Raw genomic sequence first — 23,034 nt, 5'->3', positions numbered from 1 at the left:
CCGAGCATGACGCCCCTCGATCAATGCCCGACTCTTGCCCCGCTGCCCTTGCTGAGCGGCGGCAGGAACCAGGCAAGCAGCCCGATCAGCGGAATGAACGAGCACATCCGGTAGACCGTCTCGATGCCGAACCAGTCGGCGAATTCGCCGAGCAGCGCCGCGGCGAGGCCGCCCAGTCCGAAGGACAGCCCGTAGAAAAAGCCGCCGACCAGCCCGACGCGTCCCGGCAGCAGCTCGAGCGCGTAGATCAGGATCGCCGCGAAGGCGCTGGACATGATGACGTTGATGATCACCGTCAGCACACCGGTCCAGAACAGATCGGCATAGGGCAGGATCAGCGTGAAAGGCAGCGCGCCCAGAATCGAGAACCAGATGATCTTGTTGCGGCCGATCCGGTCTCCGAGCATGCCGCCGCCCAGCGCACCGGCCGCCGACGAGGCTAGGAACAGGAACAGCATCTCTTGCGAATGCTGGATCGAGACCCCGAACTTGCCCATCAGGTAGAAGGTGTAGAACGAGCTGAAGCTGGCCGTGTAGGCATTCTTCGAGAACAGCAGGATGATCAGGATCGTGACGGCAAAGGCAACCGAGCCTTTGGCCGGCCCCGCGACCGCAGCCTTTGCGGCGCCTGCCGGCTTTGGCGGCCGCGCCCGGTCGAGCCGCGCATAGCTGGCGGCCGTCCACACCATCAGCATCATCGCGATCAGCGCCGCCGCCGAGAACCACGCGAGGCTCCCCTGCCCGCGCGGCACGATGATGAAGGCCGCAAGCAGCGGCCCCAGCGCGCCGCCGGTCTGACCACCAACCTGGAAGATGCCCTGCGCCAGCCCGTGCTGGCCGCCGGACGCGTTACGCGCCATGCGCGTCGCTTCGGGATGGAAGATCGAGGAGCCGATGCCCACGCAGGCGGCCGAGAGCAGCAGCAGCCCGTAGCTGCCGGCATTGGCGAGCCCGATCAGCCCGAGCAGGCTGAAACCCATCCCCACCACCATCGAATACGGCATCGGATGTTTGTCGGTATAGAGCCCGACAGCCGGCTGCAGCAGCGAAGCCGAAACCTGGAAGGTCAGCGTGATCAATCCGATCTGGCCGAAATCCAGCCGATAGGAATCCTTGATGATCGGGTAGATCGCCGGGATCAGCGACTGGATCATGTCGTTGAGCAGATGCGTCAGGCTGAGCGTGATCAGCACCGGCATCATGGCCCGCTGGGCAGTCGAGGCAGCAGTCGGCGTACTGACGGCCATGGTGAAGGCTCCGTGGCGGAGCCGGCGGAAACGATTCTCCTCCTGGCTCCGGGCGCGGTCTAGACGATCGGACCGGGCGCAACAATCGAGCCCGGTGACATTGCAGCCATGCGTGCGGCTCGCCGGCTCAATGGCCGTCAGCCCGGCAGGTTCAGTCTTCCGCCGGTCAGCGGCGCGGGCACACCCGTCGTCCCCGGCAGGCTGAGCGGCAAGTGCTTGACGCTGCGGATCGCGAGATAGGCGAAGGTCTGCGCCTCGATGACGTCGCCGTCCCAGCCGGCCGCTTCGACCGGTTCGACCGGCACGCCGAGGCGCGCCTCGAACCGCTGCATGAAATGCCGGTTGAGCCGACCGCCGCCCGTCACGAGCCAACGCCGCGGCGGCTTCGGCACATGCCTGAGCGCATCGACCACGCTCTCGATGGTGAAGGCCGCCAGCGTAGCGGCGCCATCGGCGTCCGATAGCGTCTCGACCACCTGCGCCCGACGATGAAAATCGTTGCGATCCAGGGATTTCGGCGCAGGGCGCTGGAAATAGGGATTGGTCATGAAATCCGCGACGAGATCTTCGCGCACGGTCCCGCTCGCGGCGAGCATTCCGTCGGCGTCGTAAGCCTCGCCACGCCGCTTCAGCACGAAATCATCCAGGATCGCGCTCGCCGGCCCGGTATCGAAGGCGATGACGTCCTCGCCGTCGATATAGGTCACGTTCCCGACCCCGCCGAGATTGAGCACCATCACCGGCTGTTCCATGCCTTGCGCGAGCGCGCGGTGATAGAGCGGCGCCAGCGGCGCGCCCTCCCCTCCCGCCGCGACATCGGCATAACGGAACCGGTCGACCGTCGGGATGCCGAGCGCGGCAGCGACCGCCGGTCCGTCGATGAGCTGGCGGGTGAAGCGCAGATCCGGACGGTGATAGACGGTCTGGCCGTGAAGGCCGACGAGATCGATCCTGGCTGGATCGAGCTTCTGCTCCGCGATGAAGCGGCGCACAGCCTCCAGATGAGCCGCGGTCACGGCGGCCTCAAGCTCCTCCAGCGGCTCGCTCATCGCCCGCTCGGGCGCTGAGATCAGGGCCTGCAAGGCGCTCCGGGTCTCGGCCGGATAGGGATAGCCGGCGCCAGCGCCGAAGCTCAACCGGTCACGCCCATCGCTTTCCACGATGGAGACGTCGATCGCATCCATCGAAGTCCCGCTGATCACGCCGATGGCGGTCAGCACCGGCTTGTCGAGATGGCGCATCCTAAAGCGACTCCTGCATCCCACGCCGAATTCCGTCCGGCTTTGGGAGACTGGATTAGGCCGTCTCCGGAGCAATGCGCAAGCGAAGCGCTTGCCTCTCGGCGGCGCCGGCAAATTGTGGCCGGTCGGCTCGGATGTGGCGGAACAATGGCGCCACCATCCGTGTTGCCTAGGCATCAGGTTGATGCAGGGAGGCGACGATGGGTTTGCTTGAGATCAGCATGGTTTTGGCCTGCGCTTCGGCCATCGGTTTCTACATCGCGGCCGATACCGAATAGGGCGTCCGGGCCGCCACCGACACCTTCATGCTTGCCAGATCGGGCGTGCGCTGCCACGGACGCAGTCCGCGCGTGGCAGGAACAATTTTATCCTTCGGGTGCTTATTGAACCGAGGACACAAAAGCCGGGCCGATGTCTGCAAAAATTTTGATCGTCGAGGATGAGATCCTGATTGCCATGGAGACCCAGGCGATCGTCGAAGATCTTGGCCATATCGCCGTCGGGATCGCGGCCACATCCGCCGAGGCGCGGGATCTGGCAACGGCCGAGCTTCCCGATATCGCTCTTGTCGACGTCAATCTCGCAGACGGTCCGACCGGTCCCGATATCGGCGCGGAGCTGGCCGAGAGGGGCGTGGCCGTCGTTTTCATCACGGCAAACCCGAGAATGCTGGAGCGCCGGATCGAACGCGCCATCGGCGTCGTCGACAAGCCACTTGCAGACAGCGATCTTGCCGAATTGCTAGCTTATGTCACCAGCCTGGCTCAAGGCACGCCGGGGAATCCGCCTGCTCGCCTCACGCGGTTCTGAAGCGACAGCGGCAGTCGGCCAGATCGGAGCTACAGCCGAATCCGCTTATCGACAAGAAGAAGTCCGCGTCACTCTCCCGGACTATCCGCCCGCCATAGGCGCGCAGCTTGTACCGTCACGTCTACGACGAGACCTTCCGGCTTCCAGTCGCGCGTGAGTGTGCCTCCAAGCTGGCGCTGAACGCTCATCTCGGCGAGCTTGGTCCCGAAACCTTGATGTTGCGGCTCAGCCACGATGGCGGGGCCGAGCGTCTCGGTCCATCGCATCTTGACCAACCCTCCCTCGCCAGAGATCGCAATATCGACACGCCCTGAATCGGCTGACAAGGAGCCGTATTTGATCGCGTTGGTGACCAGCTCGTGGAACAGCAGGGCAATCGGGGTCGCACCGCGATCGTCGACGACGACATCGTCACCCGAGACCACCAATCGGCCATCCGACGCGGCCGGATAAGGCGAGAACAGGGAATCGAGCAGCCCCTTGACTGTCGTCGAGCCGACGACAGGGCGGGAGACCTCGCTGTGAGGCCGCACGAACTCATGCGCTCGACCCAGCGATGCGACGCGCTCGCGGAACTGTGCCGCGAAGGTCTTCGACTCCGGGAATTCCCGTGCCGACAGCGAAATCAAGCTCCCGACGACCGAGAAGATGTTCTTGATTCGGTGGCTCAGTTCGTGGCTGAGGAGTTCGTTCGCCTCCGCCGCCAGTTTTGCCTCATGGATATCCGTGCAAGTGCCGATCCAGCGCGTAATGCGCCCGTTCGGATCGCGCACCGGCTGGGCGCGCCCGATGGTCCAGCGATAATCGCCCGAATTGTGCCGGAGCCGGTATTCGACCTCGTAGGGTTCGCCTGTCTGCAAGGATCGGTTCCAGCGACGCCACGCCTCCGGCTGATCGGCCTTGTGGAACATGCCGGCCCAGCCCTCGCCGTCCGTTGAGCCGCGAGGCACGCCGGTGAACTCGTACCAGCGCTCGTTGTAGTAATCGTGGAAACCGTCGGGCCTGGTCGACCAGACCATCTGCGGCATCGCATCGGTCAGGATCTTGAACGTCGCCTCGGTGACCGGCAGCCCAGCCTCATACAAACCATCAACCGCCAACGCCCACCCCCTTCGCCACCGTCTCGCGGCTCGTAAAAACGCGAACCGCTGAAAATAGTTGCATGGTAGGCCGGGCCGGACGAATCCGCGGACTCATACCATATTGATATCGGGGCCGTCTCGCCGACGGACTTATTCCTGCCGGGCGACGGTGGGACTGGTCGCCGCCTTGACAAGCGGGCAGTTCGCCTATGCGACGGGAGCGGTAATCAACGTCGATCGCGGCTTGCTGATTCCGCGATTGTAGCGATGCTCGGCGCCGCGGCGAAGAAGCCGGCGCTCGGCCGGCCTGGAGGAACGGATGGAGAAGGCACATGGAAGCGGTTCGGCTTTCTCCGCCCGTGACGGGCGGCCTGCATGAGCTATGAATTCGATTTCGCCGACGTCTTCGCGGCCTGGCCCGAGTTGTTGCAGGGACTGCTCAATTCGCTGGTGATTTCGGCGCTGGCGATGGCCATCGGCATGGTGGTCTCGGTCGCCGGCGCGTTGGCCAAGACATCCGGGCCTAAATGGCTGGTCTGGATCATCGACGAGTACATCGAGCTGATCCGCAACACGCCGTTCCTGATCCAGATCTTCATGATCTATTTCGGCCTGCCGTCGCTTGGCCTGAAGTTTTCCTCCAATGGCGCGGCGCTGCTGGCGCTCGTCGTCAATGTCGGCGCCTATGGCATCGAGATCATTCGCGCCGGCATCGAGAGCATCCAGAAGGGGCAGATCGAAGCGGGCAAGTCGCTCGGCATGCGCCCGCTCCAGATCTTTCGCTACATCATCCTCAAGCCCGCGATCCAGGCGATCTATCCCTCGCTGACCAGCCAGTTCATCCTGCTGATGCTGAACACCAGCGTCTGCTCGGCGATCGCGGCGAGCGAACTGACGGCGGTGGCCGGCGACATCCAGTCGCGCACCTTCCGCAGCTTCGAGGTCTATCTCGTCGTGACGTGCATGTATCTCGGCCTGTCGATCCTTTTCTGGACGGTCTTCGCCGGCATCGAGCGCACCTTCCTGCGCAAGCCAACCCGCTGAGGACGAGACATGCGCGCACTCACATCGGGCGATCTCATCTACATCGTTCTGGCGGTCCGCTGGACCTTGCTGCTCTCGCTCGCGGCCTTTGTCGGCGGAGCGATCGGCGGCGTCCTCGTGGCGATCGCCCGCACCAGCGAATACAAGTGGCTGCGCTTCCTGGCGATCGGCTACATCAAAATCTTCCAGGGCACGCCACTGCTGATGCAGCTCTTCCTGGCGTTCTTCGTGCCAGGTCTGTTCGGCTGGTCGGTGGACCCCTGGGCCGCGGCGGCGCTAGGGCTGTCGCTTCATGCCAGCGCCTTCCTCGGCGAGATCTGGCGCGGTGCCATCGAGGTGGTGCCACGCGGGCAGTGGGAGGCGGCGACCTCGCTCGGCCTGCGCTATTGGCCGAAGATGGTGCTGGTCATCGCGCCGCAGGCGGTCAAGATTGCGATCCCGCCGACCATCGGCTTCCTCGTCCAGCTCATCAAGGGCACCTCTCTGGCCTCCATCATTGGTTTCGTGGAGCTGGCCCGGGCCGGGCAGATCATCAACAACGCCGCCTTCCGGCCCTTCACGATCTTCGCGCTGGTCGCGCTGGTCTACTACGTCGTCTGCAGGCCGCTTTCGGCCTACAGCAAGAGAATGGAGCAAAAGCTCCTGATCGCCGCGCGCTGAGCGCGGTCACGCAACGTCGTCTGTTCAAGAGGAGAACGTCCATGTCCCTGTTCAAGTCCATCTGCCGGCGCGGCTTCGGCGCGCTGGTCTTCGCCGGCCTCGCCGCCGCTTCGCTCGGTACCATCGCCCCGGCCAAGGCCGCCACGCCCGACGAGATCAAGAAGAACGGCGTGCTGAAGGTTGGCCTGCTGACCGACTATCCGCCCTTCGGCGGCACCGATTCCAACCAGCAGCCCGCCGGGTACGACGCCGATGTGGCGGCGCTTTTCGCCAAGTCGCTCGGCGTCAAGCTCGAGCTCGTGCCAGTCACGGGCCCCAACCGCATCCCCTATCTGCTGACCAACAAGGTCGACCTGCTGATCGCCACCTTCGGCATCACCCCGGAGCGCCAGAAGCAGGTGCTGTTCTCCAACCCCTACAGCGCCATGACGATCTACGTGCTCGCGCCCAAGAACATGGCGATCAAGACGCCCGACGACCTGAAGACCGTGACGATCAGCGTGGCGCGTGCCTCGACGCAGGACATCGCGATCAGCGCCGTCGCCCCGCAGGGCACACCGCTGAAGCGCTATGATGACGACGCCACCACCCTGCAGGCGTTGATCTCGGGCCAGGTCCAGGCCATCGGCGCGAGCAACATCGTGCTCGCCCAGATCAGCAAGGACTATCCGCAGCTCAACATCGAGCCGAAGATCACGCTGAAGGAGCAGGCCAACGGCATGGCTTTCCGCAAGGCTGACACGGTCCTCGCCGAATATGCAGATAAGTTCATTGGCGAGGTCGAGGCCAACGGCGAGCTCTCGAAGATCAACCAGAAGTGGTTCGGCACGCCGCTTACCAAGCTGCCGCCGATGCCGAAGTTCACCACCGACAAGTGGTGATCCCAAGCCCAGCCCGTTCCCCCCGCGCCTGAGGCAGGGCGGAGCGGCAGGCTTCGGGGATCGCATATGGTCCCGCTGAAACACGCGCATCCGGCCTTGGCCGGGTGCGGCTTCCACTCCCGTACACGATGGTTTTCAGATGGCTGGCAGCGCCCCTACCGAGCCCAGGACCGGCGATGCGATCATCCGGATGCGCCACGTCGACAAGTTCTACGGCGACTTCCATGTGCTGCGCGACATCGACCTCACCGTCTCGCGCGGCGAGCGCATCGTCATCTGCGGCCCCTCCGGCTCGGGCAAATCGACGCTGATCCGTTGCCTGAATCAGCTCGAGGAACACCAGAAGGGTGAAATCTTCATCGATGGCACCCTGGTCCATGCCAAGCTCAAGGGCATCGAGGACATCCGTCGCGAGATCGGCATGGTCTTCCAGAGCTTCAACCTGTTCCCGCACCTGACAGCGCTCGAGAACTGCATCCTCGCGCCCATGAAAGTGCGCGGCATCGCAAAGGCGGAGGCCGAGGCGACCGCCCACAAGATCCTGGAGCGCGTCCATATCCCGGAACAGGCCAACAAGTATCCGGTCCAGCTCTCCGGCGGGCAGCAGCAGCGCGTCGCCATCGCCCGCTCGCTCTGCATGAATCCCAAGATCATGCTCTTCGACGAGCCGACATCGGCGCTCGACCCCGAGATGGTCAGCGAGGTCCTCGACACCATGGTCGAGCTGGCCGAGAGCGGCATGACCATGATCTGCGTGACCCATGAGATGGGCTTCGCCCGCAAGGTCGCCGATCGCGTGATTTTCATGGACGCCGGCGAGATCGTCGAAATGGCGCCGCCGGATCAGTTCTTCTCCGCACCGACGAGCGAGCGGACCCGCAAGTTCCTCGGCCAGATCCTGCACCACGCTTAACGCGCTGCGGCTCCTAACAGTACTGCTGTTCGCGACCGGTAACTCGCCCTCAAACTCTGCCGCGCGCTCCCGAAGACGAAGGTAAGCCCGCCCTCAGTTCTTCATGTCCGTGTCCAAGGCGGTCAGCTCGTCCGAGAGGCCGTTGACCGACAGGGTAACCTTCACGGCCTGCTGTGTCTGCGCACGATAGGTGACCGACACGTCCGACGAGGCAGTGCGCAATGGCGTTATCGGGAAAACGAGAACTTCGACAAAGACTTGCGCAACCACGCCGCCGGCGGCGGACCGGTTCGCGGTTCTGATCGGGAATGGTGGGCCGGGCCGGACTCGAACCGGCACCGGCGCTGTTATGAGCAGCGAGCTCTAACCATTGAGCTACCGGCCCGCATTTCGCCTACAGCATCGCGGGCAAAAGAAAAACCCCGCGGCACCAGCCGCGGGGTCGGTTTGATGGTGCGGAGGTAACCGTCGTCAGGCAGCACGGGCGAGCCGGTCGGCCTCACCGTGGGAAGCGTGCCCTTCGCGGAACTGGAAGCGCGCGATGTGTTCGGTCAGGGCGCGGGTCTGCTCGTCGGTCAAGGCCAGCGCCGCATTGGTCTCCTCCACCAGCGCCGCGTTCTGATGCGCCATGGTGCCGATGCCGTCGATCTCAGTGTTGATCGCCGAGACGTCGCTGGCCTGGCTGCGAGCCGTCTGCGAAATGCCGTTCATCAGCCCAGTCAGCTCGTTCACCGAGCCGACGATCGCGCCGAACATGGCCGAGGTTTCCTCGACCAAACCGACGCCGACCTTGACGTCGCCATGGGCGGCTTCAACGAGCTTCTTGACGTCGTTGGAGGCGTCCGCCGAGCGCTTTGCGAGGCTTCGGACTTCGGTCGCGACCACCGCGAAGCCCTTGCCGGCATCGCCGGCGCGGGCCGCTTCCACTGCCGCGTTCAGTGCCAGCAGGTTGGTCTGGAAGGCGATTTCGTCGATCATCGCGATGACCTCGGAAATCTTGCTGGAGGACTGGCGGATGCGCTGCATGGCTTCGAGCGCCGAGGCCACGACCTTTTCGCCGCGCTGGGCCCGCTCTTCGGCGCTCTGCGCCATGCCGGTCGCCTGGGCGGCCTCGGTCGCGGTCTTCTTGACCGTTCCCGCGAAGGCGCCGAGCTGGTTGGTCGCCATCGAGACGGCGTTGCTCTCCTCGCTGGTACGCTCCGCGAGGTCGGTCACGCCGTCGAGGATCTCGCTCGTCGCGCTCCGCACGGCGGAGACGGTTTCTGACAGGCGGGCCAAGGTGCTCTCGAATTCTTCGGCCAGCGCATTCGTGCCGTCCTTCAATTCGGCGAAGGCACCCTGATAAATCCCCTCGATGCGGGTCGAGAGGTGGCCGGCGGAGAGTTCGGCCAGCACGTCGCAGGTTTCCGAAAGGCCGGTCTGAACCGTCTCCAGAAGCGCGTTGACCGAGCCGGCCAGCGCATTCAGCTCCTCGTCGGCGAACTGCGCCGCGACACGCTGGCTGAAGTCGCCGGCTGCGGCGGCTGCGACGACGACGCCGAACGCCTCGCCGAGTTCGCGCATCATCTCGCGACGCTGCTCTTGTGCCTTCTGCTCGTCCTCGACCTTCGCGGCCTCGGCGGCGCGCAGCGCCACGGCGTTATCGCGGAACAGCAGGACGCTCTTCGAGATGTCGGAGATCTCGTCATTGCCCTTCGTGTCGACGGCGGTTTCGAGCGCCCCATCAGCGATCGCACGGGTCGCGCCCCAGAGCCGGTTGAGCCGGCCGACGATCATCGGACGGACATAGAACAGCGCCAGCGCCAGCGCGATGAGGAGCGATCCCGCCCCGATCCCGCCGAGCCACATCTTGTTCTGCTCGATCATGGCGCTGCTGGAGGCGCTAGCGGCCGCGGCACCAGTGCGCGATGCGGTGACGAGTTCGTCGACGGCGCTGCGCACGGCAGCGGCAGCAGCCCGCGTCTGCTCAAGCCCCTTTTCCATCGCGGCACGGGTCTCGAGTTCCCGCTCGCGGATGACGACGACGCCGTTGCGATCGGCGCTCAGATTGATGATCCCCTGGATCGCCTTGGTCCGTTCGGCATTCTGGCGAAGGCCGTCGGCATCCGCCAACAGCGCCATCAGCCGTTTGATGTTGGCGGTGAGCTGCGTCTTGAGCTGCCCGAACCGCGCCGTGTTGTCGACCTGGGAAATCTCGCGCAGCAGGCCGACAAGCTCGCTGGCCTGGAGCTGCATGGACTGCAGCGCCGACACCAGCGCCAGGTCCTTGTCGATGATCTGGTTGATGGTCGCCTCGACCTGGTCGCTGGTGACCTGGCTGGAGCTGGAGATGCCCATCTTGAGATTGAACTGGGCATCGGCCGTCTCGAAATCGGCGATGCCGCTGAAGGCATCGCGCGCCTTCGTCAGGTTGGTGAGTGCGACGACCTGATCGGCCGCGTTGCGCAGCCGGTCGCCGGTGAGGTTGTCGATCTCGTTGATCTGCCGGGCCAAAACGTCGATTGCCTTTTGCGTCTTCGTCTGGTCGACCTTGCTCTGCTCGAAGATCTTGCGCATCAGGTCCATCTGCTGCCACTCGGCCTTGTCGAGGTCGCCGGTCAGCGCGGACCGTTGCTGGACGGAGGCGACTTCGCTGAAGCGCGCCGCCAGCGCCGTCGACTGCGTCGCGGCCTGGGACAGCTCGAGCGCAAGCTGCACCACCGGCATCTTCTGGTTGACGAGATCGTCCACCGTCGACTCGACCCGCTGATAGGACAGCCAGGCCACGCCCGTGGAAACGATGGTGAGCGCGGTCAGCGTGCCCAGCGCCGCATAAATCCGGGCCGCGATGCCGATCCGTGTCGGCTTGCGCTCACGCGCGGGCTTGGTTTTCGTCATGAAGTCGGCTCCGGAAAACGCAACGCGAGAAGAGCAATTCAGCGAGGGGCGATGGAACGCGCCGGGGGCGACTGGCAGCCCATCCGCGACAGGCTCACGCGAATCCGCAGCCTCCCGGCAGGCCAGCCGGGCGGTCGCGACCGCGTGCAGAGTCGAACGGACATGGAAGGTCTTCCCCCGGCCGGATTCACCCGGCTCGTCATGGGAAAAATGGCCTATCCGCGCTTAAGGAACGTTTAAAAACTGGATTCTTTTGAATCACCCTGCGGACTGTACCGGTGACGTTCCGTTAGGGTTTGGCGTCGGTCAGACAGCGAGCGGCGTATCGGTATCGCGCGGCACCGGGCGAGGCCGGCCGTCCTCGTCGATGGCGACGAAGGTGAAGGTCGCGTCGGTGACCTTCTCGTGCAGGGTGGTGCGGAAGCGCTTGGCCCAGGCCTCGATATGGATACGCATCGAGGTCCGGCCAATCGATTCGATCTCCGTATAGACGCTCAGCACGTCGCCGACCTTCACCGGGTGGATGAAGGTCATCGCCTCGACCGCAACCGTGACGACGCGTCCTTGCGCACAATCGACACCGGCGATGCCGCCTGCCTGGTCCATGCGCGACATCACCCAGCCGCCGAAGATGTCACCATTGGAATTGGTGTCGCTCGGCATGGCGATGGTGCGCACGGTGAGTTCACCGCGCGGGTGCTCGGCGGCGGCGGCTTCGGCAAGGCTCATCGTCGACCTCAATTGGCAATCGGACAGCGATGATGGTCGTGGCTTTGGCGCCGCGCAAGCGCCTTGGCGTCGGTCAAGCGCTGGCAGCGCCCTCGACTGGCACGGAACGCGGCCGCGTCCTCGACAGCAGCCAGCAGACGATGCTGAGATTGACGAGGTTCCAGGCGAGACCGTTGAGGAAAGCGACGCGGTAGGAGCCGAAATAATCGAAGATGACGCCGGAGAGATATCCGCCCGTCGCCATGCCGAGCACCGTGACCGACATCACCAGTCCGATCCGCATGCCGGCCTGCCGGGCTGGCATGTATTCCCGGATGACGATCGCATACATCGGCACGATGCCGCCCTGGAACAGGCCGAACAGCCCGCTGACGACGTAGAGCGACGATAGCCCGTCGAACCACAGGTAGAGAAACAGCGCCACGCCTTGCATCAGCGACCCCAGCGCCAGCGTCGCCGTGCCGCCGATGCGGTCTGCGATGAAGCCGGAGCCGATGCGGCTGACGATGCCGAGCCCCATCATCAGTGAGAGCATCTCGGCACCGCGCGCGACGCCGTAACCGAGATCGCCGCAATAGGCGACGATATGCACCTGCGGCATCGCCATCGCGACGCAGCAGGCGAAACCGGCCAGGCAGAGCAGAACCTGCAGCGCGTTGGCGCTTAGGCCCAGATCGTTGCGGGCGCCGGCACTGCTGATCTCGGCCGAGGCCAGCGCGGCCGAGGCCGGCTGGCGGCGGAAGAACGGCGCGAGCGGCAGCATCACCGCCAGTGCCACGATGGCGATGCCGAAATGGGTCGCGCGCCAGCCGTAATGAGCCAGCCCCCAGGTGATGACCTGCGGCCAGACCACACCGGCCAGATAGCTGCCCGACGCACCGCAGACGACGGCCAGCCCGCGATGCCGCCGGAACCAGTGCGACAGATCGGAGATCAAGGGCGAAAACCCGGCCGCGCTGCCGACGCCGATCAGCAGCCCATGCGCGATCGCGAACTGCCAGAGCGAATGCGACAGGCCGGCGGCGGAATACCCGGCAGCCAGCAGAAAAGCGCCGGCGATCACCGGGACCATGATGCCGTAGCGATCCGCGACACGGCCCATCACGATATTGCCGACGCCGAAGCCGATCATTGCGAAGGTATAGGGCAGCGAGGCGCCCGACCGCAGCGTCTCGAACTCGCCCTGCATGGCAGGCAGCACCACTACGACAGACCACGAGCCGACGCAGGCGACGGTGCCGATGACCAGCGCCAGCGCGAGCCGCATCCAGGCGTAGCGGGAATCAGGCGCGTAACGCGCCGTATCGTCGATGCGGGCCATGTTTCCTCGACAGCCGGCTGGCGGCCTTCGTGCCGAGGATTAACAGGTGGCGGCGGTCCCACAAATGCTGCTCACACAGGACTGGAATGCGTCACCGATGGCAGCATCACCGTGTGGAAAAACGTTATTGAGATGCCAGAACGAACAGGGGTCATCCCGGACGCAGCGCAGCGGACATGCGGGATCCATTCCGGAGCGCTTGCCGGGGGGAGGTTCCGGAATGGATCCCGGGTCTCCCTCCGGTCGCCCGGGATGACCGCGCGGTTCTCCCGGCAAAGAAAAGCCGCAGCCCGGAGGCTGCGGCTTCAAAGGCCAAACGGCCTAGCGGATTCAGGCGGCGCGGCGCTCGTGGCGGCCTTCGTTCACCTCTTCGATAATCTTGGCGACGAAGGCCGGCAGATCGTCGGGATTGCGCGACGTGACGACGCCCTTGTCGGTCACCACCTCGCTGTCTTCCCAGTGAGCGCCCGCATTGATCAGGTCCTGCTTGATGGTGTTGTAGGAGGTCATCTTACGACCCTTGGCGATGCCGGTGTCGATCAGCAGCCATGGCGCATGGCAGACGGCCGCGACGACCTTGCCCTGCTCGAAGAAGCTTTTGATCAGCGCCAGCGCCTTGTCGTTGCCACGCAGCGTGTCGGGGTTCATCTGGCCGCCCGGCAGCACGATCGCATCGTAATCGTCGGCGCGAGCCTGATCGAGAGCGCGGTCGACCTTGACCGGCCGACCCCAATCCTTCTTGTCCCAGCCCTTGATCTCGCCCTGCTCGGGCGACACGATCTCGACCATCGCACCGGCCTTCTTCAGCCCGGCGAGCGGCACATCGAGTTCGGATTGCTCGAAGCCGTTGGTGGCGAGAATCGCAATTTTCTTTCCGGCCAGATCGCTCATGGCATTCTCCTGAACTATTGTGGGGGTCTGTTCAGGAAACGATGCACGGCAGGAAGCGTTCCCGGACAAAAGGTCGCGAAGACGGGAGCCCGGTCGAGAATACCGCCAGCGCTCATCCTGAGGAGCCGCAGAACGCGGCGTCTCGGAGGATGCCCCAGGAAGGTCCCGAGCCTGACCATCCTTCGAGACGCGCGTCTGTGAAGCGCTCCTCAGGATGAGGGCTCCATGTTCACACGGTCTCTGAGAATCTGATGGGCCTCAACGGAAGATCCGCTCGCCTTCCGTATCGACGATCTGCTGGCCCTTGGTCAGCGTGAAGTTCGCCGCCTCGTCTTCACCGGGGAAACGGTCGGCGCGAATGAAACGATGGCTCTTGGTTTCGCCATCGATCGCTTTCTCGATCACGCCACAAAGCTGATAACCGCCCTCTTCCTTGTAAGGCGTCGCGTGGATGGTGAAGCCGTTATGCTCGATGCTTTTGACCGGGCCGGCGGACTTGTCCTCGGCCGGCTTGCGACCGCCGCCGAACAGAGATTTCAGGAAGGACATCGCGGCACTCCTCCGGCCTGTTCACGGCCTTGAAAGCGGCCGATAGGATCATTGAAACCGAGACGTAGTCGCGGGCGCCGGTCCTGCCAAGCGTTTAGGCTCACGCCGACAGATGCAGGACGACCTCGCGCCGGTGCGGGCGGCTGCGATGCTCGAACAAATAGATTCCTTGCCAGGTCCCGAGCGCCAGCCGCCCTGCCATGACCGGGATCGACAGGGACACCGGCGTCAGGGCCGCCTTGATATGGGCCGGCATATCGTCGGGCCCCTCCTCGCGATGGACGAGATAATCCATCGCCGGATCGTCCGACGGCGGCACCAGCCGGCGAAAAAAGCCGTCGAGATCGCGCTGAACGTCAGGGTCGGCATTCTCCTGGATCAGCAGCGAACAGGAGGTGTGGCGGACGAAGACCGTCAGCAATCCTGTCGCCCGCCCCGCTTTGGCGACGAACGCCAGGACCCGCTCGGTAAACTCGTGAAGTCCGGGGCCGCGGGTCTCCAACGTCAGAATGGTTTGATCGGACATCGCATCAGCCTCGTTTCATACGCGACGCTTCGACAGCGCTCGAAACCCAGCCGCCTAGTTGCCGATCCCGGGGCTCGACCGGATGGAACCTAGCGACGTCAAGCAGCGTCTTCCAATAGAACAAACACAGAACAGGACGCATTATGAGCAATCCCGATCCCAAAAACGACCCCAACCCATCCGGCAACACCGTCAAGGATCCAGAGCAGTGGACGTCGGGCGACGACCCGATGACCGGAGCCCAGACCTCTTATCTCAAGACCTTGAGCGAGCAGGCCAAGCAGCCGGAGATGTATGCCGACGACCTGTCGAAGGCCGAGGCATCGCGGCGGATCGACGAACTCAAGACGGCGATCGCGTAATGCGAAAAGGGGCGCCACGGCGCCCCTTTTGTCTCAATTGTCCAGGAAGCTCCTGAGCTTCCGCGAGCGGCTCGGATGCTTCAGCTTCCGCAGCGCCTTCGCCTCGATCTGGCGGATGCGCTCGCGGGTCACGCTGAACTGCTGGCCCACTTCTTCCAACGTATGGTCGGTGTTCATGCCGATGCCGAAGCGCATGCGCAGCACGCGCTCCTCGCGTGGCGTCAGCGAGGCCAGCACCCGCGTGGTCGTCTCGCGCAGGTTGGACTGGATCGCCGCATCGATCGGCAGGATCGCATTCTTGTCCTCGATGAAGTCGCCGAGATGCGAATCCTCCTCGTCGCCGATCGGCGTTTCGAGCGAGATCGGCTCCTTGGCGATCTTCAGGACCTTGCGTACCTTCTCCAGCGGCATGGCGAGCTTCTCGGCCAGCTCCTCCGGGGTCGGCTCGCGGCCGATTTCGTGCAGCATCTGGCGCGAGGTCCGCACGATCTTGTTGATCGTCTCGATCATGTGGACGGGGATGCGGATCGTGCGGGCCTGGTCGGCGATCGAACGGGTGATCGCCTGCCGGATCCACCAGGTCGCGTAGGTCGAGAACTTGTAGCCCCGGCGATACTCGAACTTGTCGACCGCCTTCATCAGGCCGATATTGCCTTCCTGAATCAGGTCGAGGAACTGCAGGCCGCGGTTGGTGTATTTCTTGGCGATCGAGATCACGAGGCGCAGATTGGCCTCGATCATCTCCTTCTTCGCCTGCCGGGCTTCGCGCTCGCCCTTCTGCACCATCATCACGATCTTGCGGAATTCCTGGATTTCCAGGCCCGTCTCGGAGGCGAGCGTGTGCACCTCTTCGCGCAGTTGCTTGATGCGCTCCAGCTCCGAGCCGACGAATTCCTTCCAGCCGCGCGAGCCGAGCTTGGAGACGCGCAGGACCCATTTCGGGTCGAGTTCGCCGCCGACATGCTGCTTCAGGAAGTCCTCGCGGCCGACGCCATAGCTCTCGGCCAGGCGCAGCAGGCGAGTCTCGTGGCCAATCAGGCGCTTGTTGATGTCGTAGAGCTGCTCGACCAGCGCCTCGATACGGTTGTTGTTCAGCGAAAGCGACTTCACCGCGGTGATGATGTCGTCTTTCAGCTTCTTGTATTTGCGGTCCTGCGACGGCGAGAGCTTGGTGTTCTCCAGCCGGTTGGCGATATCCTGATCCTGCAGGCGGCGCAGCTTCTTGTAGTCGTCGGCGATCGCATTGAAGGTTTCAAGCACGCGCGGCTTGATCTCGGCCTCCATGGCCGCGAGCGACACGTTGTTCTCCATGTCGTCGTCGTCCATGTCCGCAGGGGCTTCCCCCTCCGACGTCTCCGCCGCAACCTCGGGCTCCTCGCCCTCGGCACCGGGAACGGCCTCCGGATTCTTGCTGTCGGGACCGGCATAGGTCGCTTCGAGATCGATGATGTCGCGCAGGAGGACCTTGCCCTCCACCAGCTCGTCACGCCAGATAATGATGGCCTGGAAGGTCAGCGGGCTCTCGCAGAGCCCGGCGATCATCGCCTCGCGGCCGGCCTCGATGCGCTTGGCGATGGCGATTTCGCCTTCGCGGGACAGAAGCTCGACCGAGCCCATCTCGCGCAGATACATCCGCACCGGATCGTCGGTGCGTTCGGTCGGCTCGAGGTTGCGCTTGGTCTCGACAGGCAAGGCCGAACGCGTGGCCTCGGTCAATTCACCGCCTTCGGGCTCGTCCTCGTCGCCGGCACCTTCCTTGCGGCTGGCACGGTCCTCGCGGGCCGCCTCCGGGTCCTCGTTATCGACGACATTGATGCCCTGCTCGCTGAGCTGCCCGAGGACGTCTTCGATCTGTTCCGAGGAGAACTCTTCGGAAGGCAGCACTTCATTCAGTTCGTCATAGGTGACATAGCCGCGCTTCTTAGCGAGCTTGATCATTCGCCTGACGGCCTGATCCGTCAGATCGAGCAGGGGACCGTCAGTCGTCGGGGGGGCATCCGGCGGGACCTGATCGGTCTTTTCCCGTTCGCTCGCTTTCGTCGCCATCAATCAGCGCTCCGCTCCTGCGCCGGCTTATGGACCGCGAGCCATATACCGACGCATAAAAGGGTGGCGCGACCGAAGGCTTCGGCGCGCTCACCCACCCAAATCATTCGACCCCAGATGGCACGCAACGTCGTTGACGAATCGTGAACCATCCGACACTTCGCGCACAGCGACCGGCAACGACCACCAAGACCCGGCGTTCAATCCTCGGACATGGCCTCGATGCCCTCGATCGTCTCGAGGCGGGCCTTGATGTCCTTGATCCAGGCAAAATTGGCTTCGGTCGCGTCGTCAGCCAGTGCACGCTCAGCTGCTCGCAACTCGCTATTTAGCGTCCGCGCGCGCTGATGCAAGACGATGGCCTGATGAATCGAGTCGAAAACCGATTCAGGATCAGCATCTTGCATCAGCTTCAGGCGCTCTGCCGGCCCGGTTACCGCCAGCAACTGGCCGTAAGCCTCCCGCACGCGCGGCTGCGCCAGCCGCTCCGAAAGGCGCTCGCGATCGAGCGTTTCATCGACCGCGTCGAGCAGAGCCTGCCGGAAGCGCTCCGCTGCCGACCCGTCCAGCGACAGCTCGGAAATATCGTCGACGCAGCGCAAGATCAGGTCGGGGTGGCTCGCCAGCCCCAGCAGGATGAAGGCCTCGCGCTGATCCTCGCCGCGCACCCGGGCGATCATTCGCGACTGCGTCAGCGCACTCGACGCCCGCAAGGGACCTGCGAGCCAAGGCGGAACCTGCCGAAAGCTGCCTCCGCGCTGGGCCCCGGAAAAACCGTTTCGGCCGCGCTGAAAAGCGTTTGCGCCTCCCCGCTCCTGCCGTGCCGGCGCGGCGCTGGCGAAAAGCCGCGCCAACCGCTCGTCCATCTCGCGGCGATAGTGCCGGCGCGTCGCCTCGTCGCGGATTTGTCCCAGCGGCTCCTTCAGACGCCGTTCGAACGCGGCCCGGCGCTCCGGCGTGTCCATGGGCCCGGCCTCGACCTCGCGCTGCCACAACATGTCGGCGAGCGGCCGCGCGGCCCCCAGCACCTCGGCGATCGCCTGCCGACCGCCGGAGCGCGCGAGATCGTCGGGGTCCTGCCCCTCGGGCAGCAGAGCGAAGGACAGCGACTTGCCAGGCTCCAGCATCGGCAAGGCGAGGTCGATCGCGCGGCTGGCGGCCTTGCGGCCGGCCTTGTCGCCGTCGAGGCAGATCACCGGTTCATCCGCCATGCGCCAAAGCAGGCCAAGCTGATCCTCCGTCAGCGCGGTGCCGAGCGGCGCCACGGTCTGCGGATAACCGGACAGCGACATCGCGATGACGTCGACATAGCCCTCGACCACGATGACCTGGCTCGTGTCGTGCGCCGCCTTGCGGGCATTGTGATGGTTGAACAGCAGCGAGCCCTTGTGGAAGAGCGGCGTTTCCGGCGAGTTCAGGTACTTCGCCGAAACCTCGGCGCTCATCGCGCGCCCTCCGAAGGCGACGACGCGCCCGCGCACATCATGGATCGGGAACATGATGCGATCGCGGAAGCGGTCATAGGGCACGGCGATCTCCTCGCCATGCACCAGGAGGCCCGCCTCCATCATCAGCTCGGCCGGGACGCCCTTTCCCGCCAGGTGGTCGCGCAGCACAAACCGGTCGGCCGGCCCGTAACCGATGCGAAAGCGCGTGCGCGCTTCGCCGTCGAGCCCGCGCGTCGAGAGATAGCGCCGGGCCGCCCCGCCGCGCTCGCCCATCAGCTGCGCCTCGAAGAACTGGGCCGCGAGCTCCACGACCTCGTGCAGCCCTTTGCGCCGCTCCTCCTGGACCTGCGCCTCCTGGCTGATCTTGGGCAGGATGACGCCGGCCTCGCCCGCCAGCTTTTCGACCGCCTCAGGGAAGGAGAGCCCTTCGGTCTCCATCACGAATTTGAAGATGTCGCCATTCTTGCCCGACGAGAAATCGAAGAACGAGGCCTTCTGGTCGTTGACGAAGAAGGAGGGCGTCTTCTCGGCGTTGAACGGCGAGAGCCCCTTCCACTCGCGCCCCGACTTCTGCAGGCGCACGCGCTTGCCCACGACCGCCGAGACCGGCAGCCGCGCCTTGATCTCCTCAAGGACGGACGGGGGAAACTTCATATGGCTCTATCTGAGCCTTTGGCCGCCACTTGCCAAGCGCCCTGCCGCTGCGCCGGCCGGTTAGCAGCCATATCCACAGGGCCCGTCCCGTGGTAAAGAAAAACGCTGAAAAGGAAGAAAGCGATGGCGCTCAATATCAAGGATCGCGAAACCGAGGAGGCTGTGCGCCTGCTCGCGCGCCGCCGGGGCTCCAGCCTGACCGAAGCGGTGCGGCACGCCGTCAGGAGCGAACTCGACAAGGACGAATTGTCCGAGGAGGAGAAGGCGCGCCGCGTGGCGGAAGGCAGGCGCAGGCTGGATGCGCTCTACAAGAAATACGACATCAAGCCGGCTGATAAATCGATGACGAAGCAGGAGATGGATGACGCAATCGGCTATGACGAAAACGGCTTCTGGTGAATCTCGCCATCGATACATCAGCTGTCGTCGCATGCTTGACGGGTGAGGCTGAGCGCCTCGCCTTTGTCGATCTCATCCAGACCTCGCGACAGAGGCAAATGACGGCCGTCAATCTCCTTGAAGCTCGCCTCGTCCTGACCTTCACGAAGGGACTGCCTAGCACAGCGGTCGATGATTTCATCGCCGATTACGGCATCGAAATCATCCCCTTCGACGAGCCGCTCTCCGATCTCGCCTTCGACGCCTATGGCCGCTATGGCAAAGGCCGGCATCCCGCCCGACTCAACATGGGCGATTGCGCCGCCTATGCGTTGGCGAAGTCGCGAGGTTGGCCCTTGCTCTACAAAGGCGAAGATTTTTCACAGACGGATATCGAGCGGGCCTGATCTTGAGCATTTTCGAGCGAAGTGGACACCGGTTCGCGTAAAGAAAATGCGGCATCCCAAACAGCTAGAGCACCTACGCGATTTGGAGAAACGCGGAAATGCTCTAGCCCGCCCGCTGCATCCTCACCCGCCCAGCGCCGTTTTCACCATCGGGCTGGCTTTGCCGAAATCCATCTGCCCGGCATAGGCTCCCCGCAGCACGCCGATGACCTTGCCCATATCCTTGACGCCCGCAGCGCCGGTCTCGGTGATGGCCTTGTCGATCGCGGCCTTGACCTCTTCGTCCGACATCTGCTGCGGCAGATAGCCGGAGATCACCGCAACTTCGGCCCGCTCGCCATCCGCCAGCTCCGGGCGGTTATTGGCATCGTAGATCGCGATCGATTCCTGGCGCTGTTTGATCATCTTCTGCAGCACGCCGAGGATCTCGTCGGGCGTCGCCTCACCCTTGCCGGCGCCGCGCGCCTCGATGTCCTTGTCCTTCAGCGCCGCGCTGATCAGACGGATCGCCGCGACCTTCGTCTTCTCGCCGGCCTTCATCGCTTCTTTCATATCGGCGGGGAAGCGCTCGCGCAGGCTCGTCATCTGTCGTTCCTTTTTCTTGTGTATGGCCTGCACCAGCTTCGATTGACGGGCTGGGCCGGCCTCTTTAAGGCTCGCGTTCCAGACAGGCGGCGCGGATTTCGCGAAGCTCCGCCACCGCTTGACTGCCGTTCGCGCGGCCTGGACCGAGACATAGACATGACCGCTCACGAAGGAAACCCCGTCGAAACCGGCTGGACCGAACCGCGCGCGACGGCGCTGCTGGTGCTCGCGGACGGCACGGTGCTGGAAGGCTTCGGCCTTGGCGCCGTCGGCGAGGCGCCCGGCGAGGTCTGCTTCAACACGGCGATGACCGGCTATCAGGAAATCCTGACCGACCCGTCCTATGCCGGCCAGATCATCACCTTCACCTTCCCGCATGTCGGCAATGTCGGCGTGAACGAGGAGGATACCGAGACGATCAATGCCGCTGCCTCCTCGGGCGTGCGCGGCTGCGTCCTCCACACCGCCATCACGGAACCGTCGAACTGGCGCTCGGCCAAGCATTTCGACGCCTGGCTGAAGGCCCGCAACATCGTCGGCATCTGCGGCGTCGACACCCGCGCGCTGACTGCGCTGATCCGCGACAACGGCATGCCGAACGCGATCCTGGCCCACAGCCCAGACGGCGTCTTCGACATCGAGCGGCTGAAGCTCGAAGCGGCGAAGCTCCCCTCGATGGCCGGTCTCGACCTCGTGCCGCTGGTGACCGCCTCCCAGCGCTACGACTGGGACGAGACGCCCTGGGTCTGGCCGGCCGGCTACGGAAAGCGCGAGGCTGCCAAGTATAAGGTCGTCGCAGTCGATTACGGCGTGAAGCGCAACATCCTGCGCCTTCTCGCCAAGGCCGGTTGTGACGTCACCGTCGTGCCCTCGACAGCGACCGCCGAAGACATCCTGTCCCTGAAGCCGGACGGTATCTTCCTGTCCAACGGCCCGGGCGACCCGGCCGCGACCGGCGAATATGCGGTGCCGGTGATCAAGCAGCTGCTCGACAGCAAGGTGCCGACTTTCGGCATCTGCCTCGGCCACCAGATGATGGCGCTCGCGATCGGCGGCCGAACCATGAAGATGAAGCAGGGCCACCACGGCGCCAACCATCCGGTGCAGGACAAGACCACGGGCAAGGTCGAGATCGTCTCGATGAACCATGGTTTCGCGGTCGATCCGGCGAGCCTGCCCGCCAATGCCATCGAGACCCACGTCTCGCTTTTCGATGGCAGCAACAGCGGTATCGCCCTGACCGACCGCCCGGCCTTCAGCGTCCAGCACCACCCGGAAGCATCTCCCGGCCCGCAGGACAGCCATTACCTGTTCACCCGCTTCGTCGAGTTGATGGAAAACGGGAAGCGAGGCTGAACGCCCGCTTTCACGGCCCGGCCTCGCCGAAGCTTTCATCATCGCCCGCGGCGCATCGCCGACAGCGTGCGGCAAGAATGACGAGACGCCTTACGCCGCCCGCGCGTGCTGCCTCGTAAACTGCTCGACTTCGCCTTGCGCCACGCCCGCTTCTTGCCCGATCCGCTGCACCAGCACGGCGGCGGAGGATCGCAGCGCCCCCAAGGGGCGGTCCAGCCAATAGGACACCGGGTTTGGCGCCTCGCGCCCATCCACACGCACGATCCGGCCAGATTCAAGCTGACCGGCGGCCAAGGGCGGACGCGCCAGCGCGATGCCAAGGCCATGTGCCGCAGCATCGAGCACGAGATTGTAGTCCTCGAAGCGCCTGTCCTGTGGGCGTGGGCGATAATCCAGCCCCTGCGCGGCGAACCAGGCTTTCCAGCCGGCGGCATCGGAATCATGGATCAGCGGATGTGCCAGTAACCGTTCGGGCGGGCCCTCTCCGATGACGCCGGCAAGAGCCGGTGCAGCGATCGGAAAACAGCGCTCGTCAAACAGCTTGAGCGAAAGCCGGCCCGGTGCGCCGCCGCTTCCGCAGCGGATGCCGAGATCGATGCCCTCCTCCTCGAAATCGACCTTGCGATGCTCGACCTGCATCACAAGGCGCAAGGCGGGATCGCCGGTTTCCAGCCGCTCGAGGCGCGGCATGAGCCACAGCGCGCAGACGGAAGGCGGAGCGCTGACGCGCACCACCGAACCGCCGCGCCCTTCCCGCCAGCGTTCCGAGGTGTCGGCGATCAGCGCGAAAGCCTCCTGCGTGCGGGCAAGAAGGCGCTGGCCTTCCGGCGTCGGCGAAACCCCGCGCGCTTGACGCAGGAACACGCGATAGCCGAGCCAGTGCTCCAGCTTGGCGACCTGCCGGCTGATCGCACCATGCGTCAGGTTCAACGCCTCGGCAGCCGCCGAGAAGCTGCCGGAGCGTGCCGCAGCCTCAAAGGCGCGCAACGTTTCCAAAGGAGGCAGGGCTTCGCTGTGATCCATGGTC

At 64.6% G+C, this 23,034-nt stretch carries 23 protein-coding genes and 1 tRNA gene; 9 read left to right on the top strand and 15 right to left on the bottom strand.

The genetic code is table 11. The features are described from left to right. Window positions 1-20 precede the first annotated feature (20 nt). Both AC1DR6_RS05285 and AC1DR6_RS05280 read right to left on the bottom strand, forming a co-directional pair. Window positions 21-1,247, bottom strand: a complete 1,227-nt coding sequence (locus AC1DR6_RS05285) for an MFS transporter (RefSeq protein ID WP_476828139.1) — start codon at window positions 1,245-1,247, stop codon at window positions 21-23. Between the two features lie 137 nt (window positions 1,248-1,384). Next, a complete protein-coding gene (locus AC1DR6_RS05280) occupies window positions 1,385-2,488 on the bottom strand; it encodes an anhydro-N-acetylmuramic acid kinase (protein ID WP_476828138.1) in 1,104 nt (367 codons plus the stop codon). Window positions 2,489-2,899: 411 nt separating this feature from the next. Between AC1DR6_RS05280 and AC1DR6_RS05275 the strand changes: the two genes are divergently transcribed. Further along, window positions 2,900-3,298, top strand: a complete 399-nt coding sequence (locus AC1DR6_RS05275) for a response regulator (protein ID WP_476828137.1) — start codon at window positions 2,900-2,902, stop codon at window positions 3,296-3,298. 68 nt (window positions 3,299-3,366) lie between these two features. Here AC1DR6_RS05275 and AC1DR6_RS05270 read toward each other — a convergent pair whose 3' ends face one another. Further along, the gene (locus AC1DR6_RS05270) at window positions 3,367-4,398 is read right to left on the bottom strand and encodes a sensor histidine kinase (RefSeq protein WP_476828136.1); all 1,032 of its coding nucleotides are present in this window, start codon (window positions 4,396-4,398) and stop codon (window positions 3,367-3,369) included. Between the two features lie 357 nt (window positions 4,399-4,755). Between AC1DR6_RS05270 and AC1DR6_RS05265 the strand changes: the two genes are divergently transcribed. The 4 genes from AC1DR6_RS05265 (at window position 4,756) to AC1DR6_RS05250 (ending at window position 7,878) form a co-directional block, all read left to right on the top strand. Continuing rightward, entirely contained in the window at window positions 4,756-5,424 is a 669-nt protein-coding gene (locus AC1DR6_RS05265) for an amino acid ABC transporter permease (protein WP_476828135.1), read from the top strand. 9 nt (window positions 5,425-5,433) lie between these two features. Next, window positions 5,434-6,084, top strand: coding sequence for an amino acid ABC transporter permease (locus AC1DR6_RS05260; RefSeq protein ID WP_476828134.1), 651 nt, complete (start codon window positions 5,434-5,436; stop codon window positions 6,082-6,084). A 41-nt stretch (window positions 6,085-6,125) separates the two neighbouring features. Then, on the top strand, window positions 6,126-6,965 hold the full coding sequence (locus AC1DR6_RS05255) for a transporter substrate-binding domain-containing protein (protein WP_476828133.1): 840 nt from the start codon (window positions 6,126-6,128) through the stop codon (window positions 6,963-6,965). 139 nt (window positions 6,966-7,104) lie between these two features. Continuing rightward, entirely contained in the window at window positions 7,105-7,878 is a 774-nt protein-coding gene (locus AC1DR6_RS05250; RefSeq protein WP_476828132.1) for an amino acid ABC transporter ATP-binding protein, read from the top strand. A 93-nt stretch (window positions 7,879-7,971) separates the two neighbouring features. Here the strand turns inward: AC1DR6_RS05250 and AC1DR6_RS05245 are convergent, their stop codons facing one another. From AC1DR6_RS05245 to AC1DR6_RS05210, 8 genes are all read right to left on the bottom strand, one after another. Continuing rightward, window positions 7,972-8,100: a hypothetical protein gene (locus AC1DR6_RS05245; RefSeq protein ID WP_476828131.1), complete on the bottom strand. Its 129-nt coding sequence runs from the start codon at window positions 8,098-8,100 to the stop codon at window positions 7,972-7,974. Window positions 8,101-8,187: 87 nt separating this feature from the next. Next, a tRNA-Ile gene (locus tag AC1DR6_RS05240) sits at window positions 8,188-8,263 on the bottom strand. An 86-nt stretch (window positions 8,264-8,349) separates the two neighbouring features. After that, window positions 8,350-10,755 carry a methyl-accepting chemotaxis protein gene (locus tag AC1DR6_RS05235; protein WP_476828130.1) on the bottom strand — a complete coding sequence of 802 codons (2,406 nt, stop codon included), beginning with the start codon at window positions 10,753-10,755 and terminating at the stop codon, window positions 8,350-8,352. Window positions 10,756-11,061: 306 nt separating this feature from the next. Then, on the bottom strand, window positions 11,062-11,484 hold the full coding sequence (locus AC1DR6_RS05230; protein ID WP_476828129.1) for an acyl-CoA thioesterase: 423 nt from the start codon (window positions 11,482-11,484) through the stop codon (window positions 11,062-11,064). Between the two features lie 73 nt (window positions 11,485-11,557). Continuing rightward, window positions 11,558-12,805, bottom strand: coding sequence for an MFS transporter (locus AC1DR6_RS05225; RefSeq protein WP_476828128.1), 1,248 nt, complete (start codon window positions 12,803-12,805; stop codon window positions 11,558-11,560). Between the two features lie 330 nt (window positions 12,806-13,135). Then, window positions 13,136-13,696 (bottom strand): type 1 glutamine amidotransferase domain-containing protein, encoded by a 561-nt coding sequence (locus AC1DR6_RS05220; RefSeq protein ID WP_476828127.1) that lies wholly within the window; start codon window positions 13,694-13,696, stop codon window positions 13,136-13,138. Window positions 13,697-13,954: 258 nt separating this feature from the next. After that, window positions 13,955-14,245, bottom strand: a complete 291-nt coding sequence (locus AC1DR6_RS05215; RefSeq protein ID WP_476828126.1) for an HlyU family transcriptional regulator — start codon at window positions 14,243-14,245, stop codon at window positions 13,955-13,957. Window positions 14,246-14,345: 100 nt separating this feature from the next. Then, window positions 14,346-14,771: a secondary thiamine-phosphate synthase enzyme YjbQ gene (locus tag AC1DR6_RS05210; protein ID WP_476828125.1), complete on the bottom strand. Its 426-nt coding sequence runs from the start codon at window positions 14,769-14,771 to the stop codon at window positions 14,346-14,348. Window positions 14,772-14,914: 143 nt separating this feature from the next. Here AC1DR6_RS05210 and AC1DR6_RS05205 point away from each other — a divergent pair, with 143 nt between their 5' ends. After that, window positions 14,915-15,133, top strand: a complete 219-nt coding sequence (locus AC1DR6_RS05205; RefSeq protein WP_476828124.1) for a DUF3072 domain-containing protein — start codon at window positions 14,915-14,917, stop codon at window positions 15,131-15,133. Window positions 15,134-15,166: 33 nt separating this feature from the next. Here the strand turns inward: AC1DR6_RS05205 and rpoD are convergent, their stop codons facing one another. After that, complete coding sequence (gene rpoD / locus AC1DR6_RS05200) at window positions 15,167-17,179, bottom strand: RNA polymerase sigma factor RpoD (protein ID WP_476828123.1); 2,013 nt, start codon at window positions 17,177-17,179, stop codon at window positions 15,167-15,169. Window positions 17,180-17,379: 200 nt separating this feature from the next. After that, window positions 17,380-19,281 (bottom strand): DNA primase, encoded by a 1,902-nt coding sequence (gene dnaG / locus AC1DR6_RS05195; RefSeq protein ID WP_476828122.1) that lies wholly within the window; start codon window positions 19,279-19,281, stop codon window positions 17,380-17,382. 123 nt (window positions 19,282-19,404) lie between these two features. Between dnaG and AC1DR6_RS05190 the strand changes: the two genes are divergently transcribed. Together AC1DR6_RS05190 and AC1DR6_RS05185 are read left to right on the top strand one after the other, a co-directional pair. Then, on the top strand, window positions 19,405-19,680 hold the full coding sequence (locus tag AC1DR6_RS05190; protein WP_476828121.1) for a type II toxin-antitoxin system VapB family antitoxin: 276 nt from the start codon (window positions 19,405-19,407) through the stop codon (window positions 19,678-19,680). Then, window positions 19,677-20,066: a type II toxin-antitoxin system VapC family toxin gene (locus tag AC1DR6_RS05185; RefSeq protein WP_476828120.1), complete on the top strand. Its 390-nt coding sequence runs from the start codon at window positions 19,677-19,679 to the stop codon at window positions 20,064-20,066. Before AC1DR6_RS05190 ends, AC1DR6_RS05185 begins: the two co-directional genes overlap by 4 nt. Before the next feature lie 123 nt (window positions 20,067-20,189). Here AC1DR6_RS05185 and AC1DR6_RS05180 read toward each other — a convergent pair whose 3' ends face one another. After that, on the bottom strand, window positions 20,190-20,651 hold the full coding sequence (locus tag AC1DR6_RS05180) for a GatB/YqeY domain-containing protein (RefSeq protein ID WP_476828119.1): 462 nt from the start codon (window positions 20,649-20,651) through the stop codon (window positions 20,190-20,192). Window positions 20,652-20,807: 156 nt separating this feature from the next. Here AC1DR6_RS05180 and carA point away from each other — a divergent pair, with 156 nt between their 5' ends. Continuing rightward, window positions 20,808-22,007 (top strand): glutamine-hydrolyzing carbamoyl-phosphate synthase small subunit, encoded by a 1,200-nt coding sequence (gene carA / locus AC1DR6_RS05175; protein ID WP_476828118.1) that lies wholly within the window; start codon window positions 20,808-20,810, stop codon window positions 22,005-22,007. 90 nt (window positions 22,008-22,097) lie between these two features. Here carA and AC1DR6_RS05170 read toward each other — a convergent pair whose 3' ends face one another. Next, window positions 22,098-23,030: a LysR substrate-binding domain-containing protein gene (locus AC1DR6_RS05170; protein ID WP_476828117.1), complete on the bottom strand. Its 933-nt coding sequence runs from the start codon at window positions 23,028-23,030 to the stop codon at window positions 22,098-22,100. Window positions 23,031-23,034: the final 4 nt, after the last annotated feature.

This window comes from Allobosea sp. P5_A5 (assembly GCF_056400625.1).
This window is presented reverse-complemented; position numbering and strand designations above follow the sequence as displayed.